This window comes from Paenirhizobium cremeum (assembly GCF_022884085.1).
Taxonomy (GTDB): domain Bacteria; phylum Pseudomonadota; class Alphaproteobacteria; order Rhizobiales; family Rhizobiaceae; genus Allorhizobium; species Allorhizobium cremeum.
Map to the genome: position 1 here is coordinate 184155 of NZ_JAGGCS010000003.1, position 13691 is coordinate 197845.

Here is a 13691-nt window from a genome sequence, read left to right on the forward strand (position 1 = left end):
CGTGTATTCCGGCTGTGATTGCTGGAACGGAGTGTAGCGCAGTCTGGTAGCGCATCTGGTTTGGGACCAGAGGGTCGGGAGTTCGAATCTCTCCACTCCGACCATTCAGAATTGGCCGCGGCTTTCCGGTTTGCGGCTGGTGCGACGATCAAACGACAGGGAGGGCTTCCTCCCGTCACTCTGGAGTTGGATGCGACCATGTCTGCGAAGATCTACCGCCCGGCAAAGACGGCAATGCAGTCCGGCAAGGCGAAGACCCATGTCTGGATCCTCGAGTTCGATCAGGCCAGCCCGCGCAAGATCGACCCCATCATGGGTTACACCAGCTCCGCCGACACGCGGCAGCAGGTGAAGCTCGTTTTCGATACGCTGGAGCAGGCGGAAGCTTATGCCAGGCGCGAGGGTATCGAATATCGCGTGCTTCAGCCGAAAGAACCGAAGCGCCAGTCCGTCTCCTATTCCGACAATTTCCGTTTCAACCGCCTGCAGCCCTGGACCCACTGACCGACCGCAGGCGACTGGGTGACATCGTCGTATCCCGCCCGCGACGACGGCGGACGGTTCGGCCCCTTAGCTCAGCTGGATAGAGCACCTGCCTTCTAAGCAGGTTGTCGTTGGTTCGAGTCCAACAGGGGTCGCCAAACTTCAAAGCGCATACCACCATTTCGGATTATCGGCCGATTCGATCTTCATCCAGACGAGATCGACCTCGTCGGCCCGTTTGACAGCATCGCTTCTATTGTCGAGAACGAGATCGCCGTTTCGGGTTCTGACGATGACGACTGCATGGCCCCGGCCATCGGGTGTAAGGCCGACGGCAAGACGGATCGCGCGGGCGGGCAGGCCGTGTTCAATGAGCTTTCTGCGTTTGGTCACCGCATAGTCCTCACAATCGCCTGCCCGAGGCGATAGGGTCCAGAGGTCTTGTCCGGGCCTGTCCCGGCGCGGGACAATCGCATGATTGACGCTTCTGTTGATCGCGGCAATGTCCGCTGCAATGTCGTCTCTCACCTCGCCGGCGCCGTGCTTCATGGCACATTCGCTCGGTGCCGCCAGGCAAAATCGCACAAAGGCGAAGGGGGCGAGCGCGGGGGCCTTTTCCTCAAGGAATGCGGGACGGTCGAGGCCACTGCCCTGCACAGCGCCGCCAGGCAATGCCGGCAGGATTGCCGTGGCCAGGACGAGGACGCAAAAGGACGCGGCACGCATGGCATGCCTCCCGAACTGGTCGAATCATCGGCGCGCAGCAAAAGGCCGCAGAACGGCGCTTCCTGCTTCGGCAGAATCATCTGGTGAAAACGGTGCGAAAGGACTCGAGTCGGCTGCGGACAGTATGTCCGGTCAGCGACTAAGCGGTCGTCTTTTCGATTTTGAGGTTTTTGCCTGGTCGTCTTTCCGGCTGAAGCTTATCCCTGGTAAGGAAAGGTTCTTTCTACCGTAGGCGACATCGCGAAAGTTACGCGACATCGGATTGGATCAGGCCACAGTTTTGTTTTTATTTGCATTTTGGCTCCTCCCCACCGCATGCGGTGAAAGGGAATTTGTGCATCTATTTTAGGCATTGTGAAGCCGCCCGATAGGGCTATCGAATGCGATAGCCCGTTCGATTGTTTAGCCGGCAAAATTGGTGGCCAATGTATTCAAAGGGTTAGTGCGGATTTAAGCCCGATGCGTCCACTCCACGCGTGTTCGACGTGAGCCTGGCGGAATCCGGTGGACGGCGGGACCGGTGAGAAAAGCTGTTCAGCAAGTATTTACCAATGCCGCGCACATCCTGAGACATGGTGCGCAAAAGCGTTGAGCGGTTTGCGGCCATGGCATGCGAAGGAACAGGGATCTAAAGCATAGGCCGCGCATCCGCCGGATCGCGACATGCTCTAGCAAGCGAAAGCGCCGCAGACGAGAGGCTTCCATGGCAGGCACGACCCAGACCAAACGCGCCCCGCGAAAACGCAAGAAAGCTGCAGGCAGGCAGAGTTCGGGAAGCCTCTGGCCCTGGCTCGCAGCCTTGCTCATCGTGGCGGGCGGCATCGCCGCCTATGATAATCGTGGGAAATTGCCGCCATCGGTGCTTGCCTATCTGTCCGGCAAGGAGAGGGCGCGTTCTTCCGCATCGCAGACCGAAGCCTCCGCAAAGCCGCTACGCAAGGAGGCACAGACGGCGATGCGCGCCGCGCCTCCTGCGGAAAGGCCGAGACAGGAGGCGAAGCGCGCCGACGGTCCGGTACCGCCGACCCCGGTTGGCGGCGCGACGGTCAGTCCGGTTTCGGCCAAACCCGCGGCTGCCGACATACCCCGGACGGAGACCGTTCTGCTCGGCAAGGGATTTTCGGGGAAGTTCTATTTCTGCGGAACGTCCGGCCTCGATAACTGCGTCGCCAGCGGCGACACCTTCTGGTACCGCAAGACCCGGATCGCGCTCGCCGATATCGTGGCGCCCGAAACCGAAAAGGCTAGGTGCCAACAGGAGCGAGAAAAGGGCTTTGCCGCCAAGGTGCGGCTGCGCGACCTGCTGAATGGCGGTGATCTCGAGTTCTCCACGCTCAAGGGACAGGATGTCGCCGAAACGCGGATCGTCGCCCGCAACGGTCGCTCGCTGGGATCGATTCTTGTGTCGGAGGGACTGGCGCGTCCGCGCATGGGCAAGCAGGAAACCTGGTGCCCGTAGGCCGCTCACCTGCCGAACGGCGAGCACGACATGCCAAAGCCCGCAGGTGCGGACCTGCGGGCTTTATCTTGCGAGCTGGACGGCAGCCACATGCAGCGGCTCTGCTTCCGGCTGGGTTCTTGTTGCACGCCTGCGGAGGTAAAACCGCAGCGTATCTTGCGCGTCGGCTTAGTGCAGGATCTGGCTGAGGAAGAGCCTGGTGCGTTCGTGCTGCGGATTGTCGAAGAACTCCGCCGGTGAATTCTGCTCGACGATCTGGCCCTGGTCCATGAAGATCACGCGGTTGGCGACCTGACGGGCAAAGCCCATTTCGTGCGTCACGCACAGCATGGTCATGCCTTCCTCGGCGAGCCCGACCATGGTGTCGAGCACTTCCTTGACCATTTCCGGGTCGAGCGCCGATGTCGGCTCGTCGAACAGCATGATCTTCGGCTTCATGCACAGCGCACGGGCGATCGCCACGCGCTGCTGCTGGCCCCCGGAAAGCTGGCCGGGATACTTGTGGGCCTGTTCCGGGATCTTGACCCGCTTGAGGAAATGCATCGCGACCTCCTCGGCCTCCTTCTTCGGCATCCTGCGCACCCAGATCGGCGCCAGCGTGCAATTTTCCAGAATGGTGAGATGCGGGAAGAGGTTGAAGTGCTGGAACACCATGCCGACCTCGCGGCGCACCTCGTCGATCTTCTTGAGGTCGTTGGTCAGTTCGGTGCCGTCAACGATGATGTGGCCGCTCTGGTGCTCTTCGAGGCGGTTGATGCAGCGGATCATCGTCGACTTACCCGAGCCCGAGGGGCCAGCGATGACGATACGCTCGCCCTTCATCACTTTGAGATTGATGTCGCGCAGTACGTGAAAATCGCCGTACCACTTGTTCATATTGATGATCTCGACCATCACATCGGTGTCGGAGACGGTCATCTTGGCGGGTTGCGTGTTAGCCATGTGTGTTTCCCTGAATTATCGTTTGTGGCCGGTGTCGAGGTGGCGCTCCATGAAGGCGGAGTAGCGCGACATGCCGAAGCAGAACAGCCAGAAGATGAAACCGGCGAAGATCAGGCCGGTGAGCGGCGTCACCGGTGTCAGCCAGCTTGCATCGCCGAAGCTTGCCTTCACGATGCCGAGCAGGTCGTACATGTTGATGATCGACACCAGCGACGTGTCCTTGAACATGCCGATGAAGGTGTTGACGATGCCTGGAATGACGAGTTTCATCGCCTGAGGCATGATGATGAAGGTCATCTTCTGGCCATAGCTGAGACCGAGCGAATCGGCGCCCTCATACTGACCCTTCGGTATCGCCTGCAGGCCGCCGCGGATCACTTCCGCCATATAGGCGGAGGCGAAGATGGATACGCCCACCAGCGCGCGCAGGAACTTGTCGATATTGTTGCCGGGCGCGAGGAACAGCGGCAGCAGCACGGAGGCCATGAACAGCACGGTAATCAACGGCACGCCGCGCACCAGTTCGATGAAGCCGATGCAGGCCGCCTTCACGATCGGCATTTTCGACCGGCGTCCGAGTGCCAGAAGGATACCTACGGGCAATGAGACGACGATGCCGACGAAAGACAGGATCAGCGTCACCATCAAGCCGCCCCACTGGGTCGTCTCGACATGGGAGAGGCCGAAATAGCCGCCGAGCAGCAGGACATAGGCAAGGATCGGCAGAGCCACCAACAGCAGGATCGCGTTCAGTCCCTTGCGGGGAAAGGACGGTATCAGCATCGTGGTCAGCAGTCCGACGAACAGGATGGCGATCAGGATCGGTCGCCACAGCTGGTCGCGCGGATAGGACCCCACCATGAACTGGGTGAACCAGTCGCCGACATAGGCCCAGCAGGCGCCGCTCCAGCCATCGGGCTGCGTGCCGCCCTGGGCGATTGTCGCGCAGGCCGCGCGGCCTTCACCGGTCCAGACCGCCGAGAGGAACAGCCAGTCCACGCTCGAGGCGAGGAACCATACGATCACGACACCGAACAGGACGCTCATCAGGCTGTCGAGCGGCGTGGCGAAGAGATTCTTGTGCAGCCAGCCGCCGACCGAACTGTCGCTGGTCGGGGCGGGAAGGGCCGGCAGGAAGTCCTGCCTTACGTAGGAAACGGAGTTCTTGTCCATCTCAGCGCTCCACCAGGGCCATTTTGGCGTTGAACCAGTTCATGAACAGGGAAGTCGCCAGGCTTATCGACACATAGATCGCCATCCAGATCGCGATGATCTCGATCGAGTGGCCGGACTGGTTGAGGATCGTGCCGCCGACCGCCACGAGATCGGCATAACCGATGGCGACCGCCAGCGAGGAATTCTTGGTCAGGTTGAGATATTGCGAGGTGAGCGGCGGAATGATGATGCGCAGCGCCTGCGGCAGGACGACGAGACGTGTCGTGAGGCGCGGGCGAATACCGAGAGCGGAGGCCGCCTCGTTCTGGCCCTTCGATACGCCCTTGATCCCTGCGCGCACGATCTCGGCGATAAAGGCCGCCGTATAGAAGGAAAGAGCAAGATAGAGCGACAGGAATTCCGGCCCGATCACGGTGCCGCCGCGCATGTTGAATTTTCCGAGCTCCGGAATGTCGAAGGTCACGGGAAAGCCGAGGACGGCAAAGACGACAAGCGGCAGGCCGACGATCAGCGCTATGTTGACCAGCAGGACCGGCGGGCGTCGGCCGGTCAGCAACTGCTGCTTGTTCGCCCATCTCGTGTAAGCGATGGCCGCAACGATACCGACAGCCAGGGCCGCGAGTATCATCCAGCCGCCTTCACCGAACATCGGTGCAGGCATGTAGATGCCGCGATTGCTGACGAAGATCGAGAGCGGCAGTTCAAGAGAGGCGCGGACGTCCGGAAGCAGCGACAGCACGCCCTTGTACCAGAAAAAGATAACCAGAAGGGGCGGGATGTTGCGAAAAACTTCCACATAGACGGTCGTCAGGCGGGCAATCAGCCAGTTGTGCGACAGGCGACCGATGCCGACGAGCAGGCCGATGATCGTGGCGGTAACGATACCGCAGCCGGCGACGATCAAAGTGTTGATGAAACCGACGAGCAATGCCCGGGCGTAAGATTCATCGCTCGAGTAGCTGATCGGGGTCTGCGCGATGTCGAAGCCCGCACGACCGTTGAGGAACTCGAAACCGGCCGTCATGTTGGCTTTTTCGAGGTTCGCTATTGCGTTCGAACCGGCAAACCAGAAAAGCCAGACGATCGCCAGCACCGTCAGCGCCTGATATACGAACTGCCGAACGGTCGGATTGTAAATGAAGGATTGTACCGGGCGGCCAGCGCCGTCTCCGTTCGTGGCGACCACTGCCATGCGTTATCCCCTATTGCGACCGTCTTCGGCCGTCTTCTCATTCGTTGTCGGTGGGAAGGCACCCGGAAGGCGCCTTCCCAAGTCTGCTTGGCGCTTAGCGGATCGGCGGGGCGTACTGCAGGCCGCCCTTGGTCCACAGGGAGTTCAGGCCGCGCTGGATCTTCAGGTTCGAGCCTTCGCCGACGTTGCGGTCGAAGCTTTCGCCATAGTTGCCCACCTGCTTCACGATGTTGTAGGCCCACTTTTCGTCAACGCCGAGGTCCTTGCCGATGGTCTGGTCCTTTTCGACGCCGAGGAAGCGCTTGATGTCCGGGTTGGCGGAGCTGGTCATCTCGTCGACGTTTGCCGAGGTGATGCCGAATTCCTCAGCCGCCACCATGGCGTAATGGGCCCAGGTCACGATATCCAGCCACTTCGAATCGTTCTGGCGGACGGCCGGACCGAGCGGCTCCTTGGAGATGATTTCCGGCAGGATGACGTGATCGGCCGGGTTCGACAGCGACAGGCGGATCGAATAGAGGCCCGACTGGTCGGTCGTATAGACGTCGCAACGGCCGGACTGATAGGCGGCGTCGACTTCTTCCTGCTTCTCGAACACGACCGGCTTGTATTCGAGGTTGTTGGATTTGAAGTAGTCGGCGAGGTTGAGCTCGGTGGTGGTGCCGGCCTGGACGCAGACCGCGGCGCCGGAAAGCTCGAGAGCGGACTTCACGTTCAGGCTCTTCGGAACCATGAAGCCCTGGCCGTCATAATAGTTCACCGCGCGGAAGTCGAAGCCGAGCTGCGAATCGCGGCTGATGGTCCAGGTGGTGTTGCGGGCAAGCATGTCGACTTCGCCGGACTGCAGCGCCGGGAAGCGGTCTTTCGCAGAAAGGGGCGTGTATTTGACCTTGGTAGCGTCGCCGAAGACGGCGGCTGCAACCGCGCGGCACAGGTCGACGTCGAGGCCGGTCCAGTTGCCCGAGGAGTCCTGCGCGCCGAAGCCGGCAAGATTCGAGCCGTTAACACCGCACTGGACGAAGCCTTTGGCCTTCACGTCGTCCAGAGTGCCGGCGTTCGCCGCCGCTGCGCCGAAACCGAAAACCGTGGCGCCGAGAACGGCGGACAGAATCGTCTTGTTCATTTTTCCCAACCCTTATCTTGTTGTCTTTTGACTCACAGCGAGTTGCGTACGGGTGCACAGTTATGCTCGCCGGTCCGCGAGCCTCCCGGAGCGGACGACTTATCACAGTCGTAAATGGGTGTGTGGTCAAGTCTTGATGATTGAAATCAGACATAAAAGCGGCAATTTGCTAAAACCGGTTGAAAATGAGGCAGATTTCGGTGCGCTGAGGCAGGGTCTTGAACAAAAAAACATCGGCCGCAAACGCTTTGGATTGCACTCTGTGCATATCGTCCGCCAGTCGCATCCCCCTTGACCGGCCAAATGCGGGCGGTCACAAATGACGGTCGAAAGACCCTCCTCAGCAAAGGTACCATCTCCCATGAAGAACCGGAAAGAAACGCTGGCCAAGGCCGGTACGGACACGAAGCTTTGCCATATCGGCAATGATCCGTCGGAGTTCTTCGGGTTCGTCAATCCGCCCGTGGTGCGCGCCTCGACGGTGTTGTTTCCCGACACCCGGACCATGGAAACGCGAGCGCAGAAATACACCTACGGTACCCGCGGCACCCCGACGACCGATGCCCTGTGCATGGCGATCGACGAACTCGAGGGTTCGGCCGGCACGATCCTCGTCCCGTCGGGTCTGGCTGCGATCACCGTTCCGTTTCTGGCTTTCCTGTCTGCCGGCGACCATGCCCTGATCGTCGATTCGGTCTATTCGCCCTGCCGCCACTTCTGCGACACCATGCTGGCACGCCTCGGCGTAAGCGTGGAATATTACGACCCTGCCATCGGGGCTGGCATCGAGGCCCTGATCAGACCCAACACCAGGCTCGTGCATACCGAGGCGCCGGGTTCGAACACCTTCGAAATGCAGGATATTCGCGTCATTGCCGATGTTGCCCACAAGCACGGTTGCGTGGTGACGATGGACAACACCTGGGCCACTCCCCTTTATTTTCGCCCGCTCGATTTCGGAGTCGACATCTCGATCCATGCGGCGACGAAATATCCTTCTGGCCACTCTGACGTGCTGTTCGGCACGGTCTCGGCCAACGAGGCCCATTGGCGCGCGCTTGACGATGCGAGGATTACCCTCGGCGTCTGTGTCTCACCGGATGATTCCTATCAGATCCTGCGGGGGCTGAGGACCATGGGCTTGCGTCTCGAGGCGCATCAGAAGAGCGCCCTTGCCGTGGCGCAGTGGCTGGAGGGCAGGGCGGATGTCGCCACCGTTCTGCATCCGGCCTTGCCGAGCTTTCCCGGGCACGAGATCTGGAAGCGCGACTTCAAGGGCGCAAGCGGCATCTTTTCCTTCGTCCTGGCGGTCGACGATCCGGCCCAGTTTAAACCCAAGGCGCGCGCCTTCCTGGACAGCCTCGATATTTTCGGTCTCGGCTATTCATGGGGCGGTTACGAGAGCCTTGCCGTCATGGTCAATCTCGACGACCGCAAGATCTGCAAGGCGCCGAAGGAGGGGCCTGTCATCCGCCTCCAGATCGGCCTGGAAAATGTCGAGGACATTATCGCGGATCTTGAGAAGGGCTTCGCCGCCGCAGCGGCGATCTGAGTTCAGCCTTTTGCCCGGTAGCCGTAGAGCCAGTCCATATCCGCGGCGAGGCTCTGCGGCCGGCGCAGCGACAGGACGATGTCGCGCGCGATGCGAACCGGACCGCGGGCGTGATAGGCGAATTTGTTGAACGCACCGCGATCCCTCACTCGGCCGGCGCGGGCCTTGCGATGGGTCTCGAAGGCGGCGAGGGCGTCCGGCAAGGCAGACTGACCGGAGACATGACCAGCGAGTTCGAACCCATCCTCGATGGCCATCACCGCACCCTGGGCAGAAAACGGCATCATCGCATGGGCGGCATCCCCGATCAGCACGGTATCGCGACCATTCTGCCAACGCCCGGCCGATGCTTCGTAGAGGGGCCAGAAGGTCGCCTGCTTCACACCCGCGAGAAGCGTAAGGATCGAAGAATTCCAGCCGGAAAACTGTGCCAGCAGCATGCCGCGCTGGACGTCGCTTCCCTGGGCCGCCCAGGTCTCGCCAGGGTTCATTCCGGCCGCGATGGCGACCAGATTGAAGCCGTCGATCTCTTTGAGTGGATAGCAGACCAGATGCGTCTTCGGGCCGAGGAAGGCGGTAACGCAACGCTCCCCGAGGAAGGCCGGCGCGCCGGCGCTTTCGATCGTCAGGCGCCAGGCGATATTGCCCGAAAAGCTTATTGTCGGGCCGCCTTCGATCAGTTTGCGCGCCGGCGACCATGCCCCGTCGGCGCCGACCACCAGATCCGGCCTTGTCCCGGTGATCGCCTCGACCGCCGAAGCCGTCGGGTGTTCAATGCGCTGGCCGAGTTGGAGCCTGCACAGGGAATTGCGGATGACCGCAGTCAGCAGTGCCTGTTGCAGCGTCGAGCGGTGAAGGACGCCATAGGGCGCTCCCCAGCGCTCGCGGGCGAAGCGGCCGACTGGAACGGCGGCAAGCGGCTTGAGTGTCGCGCCCGACGCGAGCCGAATCTCGTCCGGCTCGATCCAGTGACGTTCTAGATCCGCCAATACGCCGAGTTCGGCGAGAATGCGGGTGGCGTTGGGCGAAAGCTGGAGGCCGGCGCCCACCTCACCGAGTTGCGGGGCCTGTTCCAGGATATCGACATGGATGCCATGCCGTGCGAGCGAAAGCGCAGCAGTCAAGCCCGCCACGCCTGCTCCGATGATGGCGGCGGTCTTGATGGTCATGGAACTGGCCGATCAGGACGCCGCTCAGGCCGCCTTCACGTGATAGACGCAGCCCGGCGGGTTGGTCTGTTCCGCCTTGAGGGACGGGTTGTACTTGTAGAGCGTCGAGCAGTAGGAGCAGACTTTTTCGTCGTCATGCCCCATGTCGATGAAGATATGCGGATGGTCGAAGGGGGCCGATGCGCCCGTGCACATGAATTCCTTCACGCCGATCTCGATCACTGCGTGACCGCCGTCGTTCTGGAAATGGGGAATGCTGTGCCCGGCCATGTTTTTCTCCGCTATGCCATTCGAAAGTGCCCGGACATTATCTTCCTTCCTCGAAAAAGGGTAGAGCCAAACACGATGCGGAGTCACAGAAAAACACACAGAAAGGGGTTTGAGGACGCCGCCGCCTTCAATATTGTCTCCCCACGATACAGCCGACAGGAATGACCGATGAATCTCGATGCGCCTCCCTTCTCTTCCTTCATCCATGATGGTTTCCAACTGGCCTATTTCGACGAGGGAGATCCGACAGGTGAACCGGTGTTGCTGATTCACGGCTTCGCCTCGACGGCAAACGTCAATTGGGTCTATCCGGGATGGCTGAGGACCCTGGGCGAGGCCGGCTACCGCGTCATCGCCATCGACAATCGCGGCCATGGCGCAAGCGACCGGCCGCATGAGCCGGACGCCTACTACCCCTCGCTGATGGCGGGGGACGCAGCGGCTCTGCTGACCCATCTCGGTATAGAGCAGGCCCATGTCATGGGATATTCCATGGGCGCGCGCATTTCCGCCTTTCTGGCAATGGAGCATGCCGACCGCGTCCGCTCCCTCGTGTTCGGTGGCTTGGGGATCGGCCTTTGCGACGGTGTCGGCGACTGGGACCCGATCGCCGATGCTCTTTTGGCTCCATCGCTCGATGATGTGACCCATGAGCGTGGCCGTATGTTCCGCCAGTTCGCCGAACAGACCCATTCGGATCGTTTCGCGCTTGCCGCCTGCATCAGTACTTCACGGGAGTTGGTGAGCCGCGCGGATATCGCAAAGGTCGATGTCCCGGTCCTGATTGCCGTCGGGACGAAGGACGATATCGCAGGCTCGCCGCACGAACTGGCTGCCCTGATGCCCCATGCGCAGGCGATCGACATTCCGAACCGCGATCACATGCTCGCCGTCGGCGACCGGGTCTTCAAGAAGGCCGTGCTCGATTTCTATCGCGGGCTGAAGGCGTAGATCTTATTGCGGTGACGCCTCGCGCAGTGCCGCCATCGTCTTCGGTCCCGCGATACCGTCGGTGGCGAGACCCTGGCGAAGCTGGAATTCGATGACGGCGGCGCGGGTCGCCGGACCGAAGATGCCGTCCTCCTCGACGTCCAGACCGTAGAGACGGTTCAGTCGCTCCTGCACCCATTCGACGTCCGGACCGCGGTCGCCGAGTGCCAGCCTGTTCGCCTCCGCAGGCAATTCCGCCTTCTCGCCGAGGAGGCCGCCCTCATGCCACTCGAGCAACTGTTGACGGCAGATCTCGAAGTGCATGGCATCCTCGGTGCTGAATGCGGCACCCCAGAAGAAGCCATGGGCGTTCATGATGGGATGAATGGCGATCAGGCCCTTCTGCGCCTTGCCGTCGCCGCGTGAATCCAGCCTGCCTTCCAGCGTAAGGTCGATCGCACATCCCCAGGAATGGTTGCTGATCGAGGCTCTGCTGCCGCGCACATAGCGGCAGCAGAGCATGCCTGCATTGCCGAGCGCGGCATGGATGGCCGGTTGCTTCTGCCTGATATCCGCGAAGGCAAGCTTCAGACGCTCGACCACGGGCTTCAGGCCGGTCACGGAAAAGGGGCCGACATCCGCCGTGACGATGAGCCGGTTTATCCTGGGATTGGTGACCGGACGACAGGTCTGGTCATAATTGCCCCGCGGGCTTCCCAGCACGCGCAGCATGACACTGTTGGTCAGGGGGTGGAGATCGCCATTCAGTTTCTGGCGGTCTTTCAGGATCTCGGTTTCACTTATCCAACTCATTGTCATCCCCCGGTTGATGAGGAGATGATATGAATTCCATCTTAAATTGCAACAAACTGAAATGCAACCTAATAATGTAGACGGGTGTGCCGTTCAACGGCCGGAAAAGACCGGACGGCGCTTTTCGGCGAAGGCCGCCCGTCCCTCGGCATAGTCGGCACTGTCGAAGGTTGCCGCTCCGATGACCTCCGCTTCGCGCAGCAGGTCGTCATCATTGGTTGCGACGGCGCGCAGAGCGAGCTTGGACGCCTGCACGGAAAGCGGCGCATTGGCCGCGATGATTTCGGCGAGCGACAGCGCGGCTGCGTCGAGCGCCGCCGGTGCGGTGATCTCCAAAAGGAAGCCTGCCTCGCAAAGCTCGGAGGCCCCGACCGCAAGGCCGGTGAACAGCATTTTCCGCGCAAGCTGAGGACCGAGCGCATGGAAAAAATCCTGCACGGCGTCCGCCGGATAGGCAAGCCCGAGCCGGGCGGCAGGCACAGCAAAAGCGGCATCATCGGCGGCGATACGCAGGTCCGCCGCGGCCGCCAGCCCGAAACCTCCGCCGTAACAGATGCCGCGGATCGCGGCGATCACCGGAATACGGGCATTACGGATCGCAGAGAAGGCGGCGCTGTTGTCGCTCTCGTAAACCCGCGCCGTTGCCGTATCCTTGCGCACTGTCGGGAATTCGGAAATGTCGGCGCCGGCGCTGAAATCCTTCGTGCCGCCACCGGTCAGCATCACCACGCGCGCGCCTGCGTCGGAAACGAGCCAGTGCATCGCATCCGGAATGGCGCGCCACATGGCCGCGTTGATTACGTTTTTCCGCTCCGGATTGTCGATCGTCAGGATGCCCACGCCGTTCTGGCAGGTGGCGAGGATCTTGCCGGCGGCGAATTGGCTGGTGTGTTTCATTTCTCGGAGCCCATTTATGTTGAATCGAGGATGGACTATATAATGACGTTAGAAATGAAACGAGGAGACCGGCGATGGCCGCAAAGAGCGAATTCCTCAAGCGAGAGCATATCATGTCGATGGACCCGATCTGGGATAGTCTCCAGGGGGAGGCGCGCTCGGCCGCCGAGCACGACCCCCTGCTTGCGACTTTTCTCTATTCGACCATCCTCAATCATCGCTCGCTCGAAGATTGCGTCATCTACCGGATCTGCGAACGCCTCGATCACCCGGATATGCAGGCGATCCTGCTGCGCCAGGCCTTCGATGAGATGCTGCGCGACTGGCCGGAATGGGGCCAGATCGTGCGCGTCGACATTCAGGCTGTCTACGACCGCGACCCGGCCTGCACGCGCTTCATGGAGCCGGTCCTTTATTTCAAGGGCTTCCATGCCATCCAGACCCATCGCCTGGCCCATTGGCTGTGGAACCGAGGCCGGCGCGATTTCGCGCTCTATCTGCAGAGCCGTTCCTCCAGCGTCTTCCAGACCGATATCAATCCGGCCGCTCGCATCGGCAAGGGCATCTTCCTCGATCATGCGACCGGTCTCGTCGTCGGCGAAACGGCGCGTATCGGCGACAATGTATCGATCCTGCACGGCGTGACGCTCGGCGGCACCGGCAAGGAAGGCGCCGACCGTCATCCGAAGATCGGTGACGGCGTGATGATCGGAGCCGGAGCCAAGGTGCTCGGCAATATCGAGGTCGGCTGCTGCTCGCGCGTCGCTGCCGGCTCGGTCGTTCTGAAGCCTGTGCCGAAGGGATCGACGGTCGCCGGCGTTCCGGCCCGCGTGGTCGGGGAGGCGGGTTGCGCGGAGCCGGCCCGTTCCATGGACCAGATGCTCGCCGCAGACGACTGATTCATATCGGGCGCCGCCGGCCTGCGAGGTATCGCCGGCCGGTGGCGTTCATGCCGTTTG

Annotated in this window: 15 protein-coding genes and 2 tRNA genes; 8 read left to right on the top strand and 9 right to left on the bottom strand. The window is 61.4% G+C overall.

Going from position 1 to position 13691, the window contains the following annotated elements; all coding sequences use genetic code 11:
- Nucleotides 1–27: 27 nt before the first annotated feature.
- The 3 genes from J5N58_RS07375 (at nt 28) to J5N58_RS07385 (ending at nt 641) form a co-directional block, all read left to right on the top strand.
- Nucleotides 28–104 (top strand) — tRNA-Pro (locus J5N58_RS07375).
- A gap of 94 nt (nt 105–198) precedes the next feature.
- On the top strand, nt 199–504 hold the full coding sequence (locus tag J5N58_RS07380) for an ETC complex I subunit (protein WP_113339576.1): 306 nt from the start codon (nt 199–201) through the stop codon (nt 502–504).
- Nucleotides 505–564: 60 nt separating this feature from the next.
- A tRNA-Arg gene (locus J5N58_RS07385) sits at nt 565–641 on the top strand.
- 4 nt (nt 642–645) lie between these two features.
- Here J5N58_RS07385 and J5N58_RS07390 read toward each other — a convergent pair.
- Nucleotides 646–1209 carry a transglutaminase-like cysteine peptidase gene (locus J5N58_RS07390; RefSeq protein WP_113442851.1) on the bottom strand — a complete coding sequence of 188 codons (564 nt, stop codon included), beginning with the start codon at nt 1207–1209 and terminating at the stop codon, nt 646–648.
- Between the two features lie 703 nt (nt 1210–1912).
- On the opposite strand from J5N58_RS07390, the gene J5N58_RS07395 reads away from it, so the two are divergent.
- The gene (locus J5N58_RS07395) at nt 1913–2668 is read left to right on the top strand and encodes a thermonuclease family protein (protein WP_113438268.1); all 756 of its coding nucleotides are present in this window, start codon (nt 1913–1915) and stop codon (nt 2666–2668) included.
- 168 nt (nt 2669–2836) lie between these two features.
- On the opposite strand, the gene J5N58_RS07400 is transcribed toward J5N58_RS07395, so the two are convergent.
- The 4 genes from J5N58_RS07400 to J5N58_RS07415 all read right to left on the bottom strand — a co-directional run bounded on the left by J5N58_RS07400 (nt 2837) and on the right by J5N58_RS07415 (nt 7101).
- Nucleotides 2837–3610 (bottom strand): amino acid ABC transporter ATP-binding protein, encoded by a 774-nt coding sequence (locus tag J5N58_RS07400; protein ID WP_112830168.1) that lies wholly within the window; start codon nt 3608–3610, stop codon nt 2837–2839.
- Between the two features lie 15 nt (nt 3611–3625).
- Entirely contained in the window at nt 3626–4783 is a 1158-nt protein-coding gene (locus J5N58_RS07405) for an amino acid ABC transporter permease (RefSeq protein ID WP_112830167.1), read from the bottom strand.
- 1 nt (nt 4784) lies between these two features.
- A complete protein-coding gene (locus tag J5N58_RS07410) occupies nt 4785–5978 on the bottom strand; it encodes an amino acid ABC transporter permease (RefSeq protein WP_112830166.1) in 1194 nt (397 codons plus the stop codon).
- Between the two features lie 94 nt (nt 5979–6072).
- Nucleotides 6073–7101: an amino acid ABC transporter substrate-binding protein gene (locus tag J5N58_RS07415; protein ID WP_112830165.1), complete on the bottom strand. Its 1029-nt coding sequence runs from the start codon at nt 7099–7101 to the stop codon at nt 6073–6075.
- A gap of 136 nt (nt 7102–7237) precedes the next feature.
- Between J5N58_RS07415 and J5N58_RS07420 the strand changes: the two genes are divergently transcribed.
- Both J5N58_RS07420 and J5N58_RS07425 read left to right on the top strand, forming a co-directional pair.
- Nucleotides 7238–7396 carry a hypothetical protein gene (locus J5N58_RS07420; RefSeq protein WP_162748301.1) on the top strand — a complete coding sequence of 53 codons (159 nt, stop codon included), beginning with the start codon at nt 7238–7240 and terminating at the stop codon, nt 7394–7396.
- A 66-nt stretch (nt 7397–7462) separates the two neighbouring features.
- On the top strand, nt 7463–8653 hold the full coding sequence (locus tag J5N58_RS07425) for a cystathionine beta-lyase (protein ID WP_113442848.1): 1191 nt from the start codon (nt 7463–7465) through the stop codon (nt 8651–8653).
- Nucleotides 8654–8655: 2 nt separating this feature from the next.
- Here J5N58_RS07425 and J5N58_RS07430 read toward each other — a convergent pair whose 3' ends face one another.
- Nucleotides 8656–9822, bottom strand: a complete 1167-nt coding sequence (locus J5N58_RS07430; RefSeq protein WP_112830163.1) for an FAD-dependent monooxygenase — start codon at nt 9820–9822, stop codon at nt 8656–8658.
- A 24-nt stretch (nt 9823–9846) separates the two neighbouring features.
- Nucleotides 9847–10092 (bottom strand): zinc-finger domain-containing protein, encoded by a 246-nt coding sequence (locus tag J5N58_RS07435; RefSeq protein WP_112830162.1) that lies wholly within the window; start codon nt 10090–10092, stop codon nt 9847–9849.
- A 168-nt stretch (nt 10093–10260) separates the two neighbouring features.
- Between J5N58_RS07435 and J5N58_RS07440 the strand changes: the two genes are divergently transcribed.
- Nucleotides 10261–11043: an alpha/beta fold hydrolase gene (locus J5N58_RS07440; RefSeq protein ID WP_112830161.1), complete on the top strand. Its 783-nt coding sequence runs from the start codon at nt 10261–10263 to the stop codon at nt 11041–11043.
- Between the two features lie 3 nt (nt 11044–11046).
- On the opposite strand, the gene J5N58_RS07445 is transcribed toward J5N58_RS07440, so the two are convergent.
- Both J5N58_RS07445 and J5N58_RS07450 read right to left on the bottom strand, forming a co-directional pair.
- On the bottom strand, nt 11047–11835 hold the full coding sequence (locus J5N58_RS07445; RefSeq protein ID WP_244710323.1) for a peptidoglycan-binding protein: 789 nt from the start codon (nt 11833–11835) through the stop codon (nt 11047–11049).
- Between the two features lie 93 nt (nt 11836–11928).
- Nucleotides 11929–12732 carry an enoyl-CoA hydratase-related protein gene (locus J5N58_RS07450; protein WP_113425741.1) on the bottom strand — a complete coding sequence of 268 codons (804 nt, stop codon included), beginning with the start codon at nt 12730–12732 and terminating at the stop codon, nt 11929–11931.
- A gap of 74 nt (nt 12733–12806) precedes the next feature.
- Here J5N58_RS07450 and cysE point away from each other — a divergent pair, with 74 nt between their 5' ends.
- On the top strand, nt 12807–13631 hold the full coding sequence (gene cysE / locus J5N58_RS07455) for a serine O-acetyltransferase (protein ID WP_112830159.1): 825 nt from the start codon (nt 12807–12809) through the stop codon (nt 13629–13631).
- Nucleotides 13632–13691: the final 60 nt, after the last annotated feature.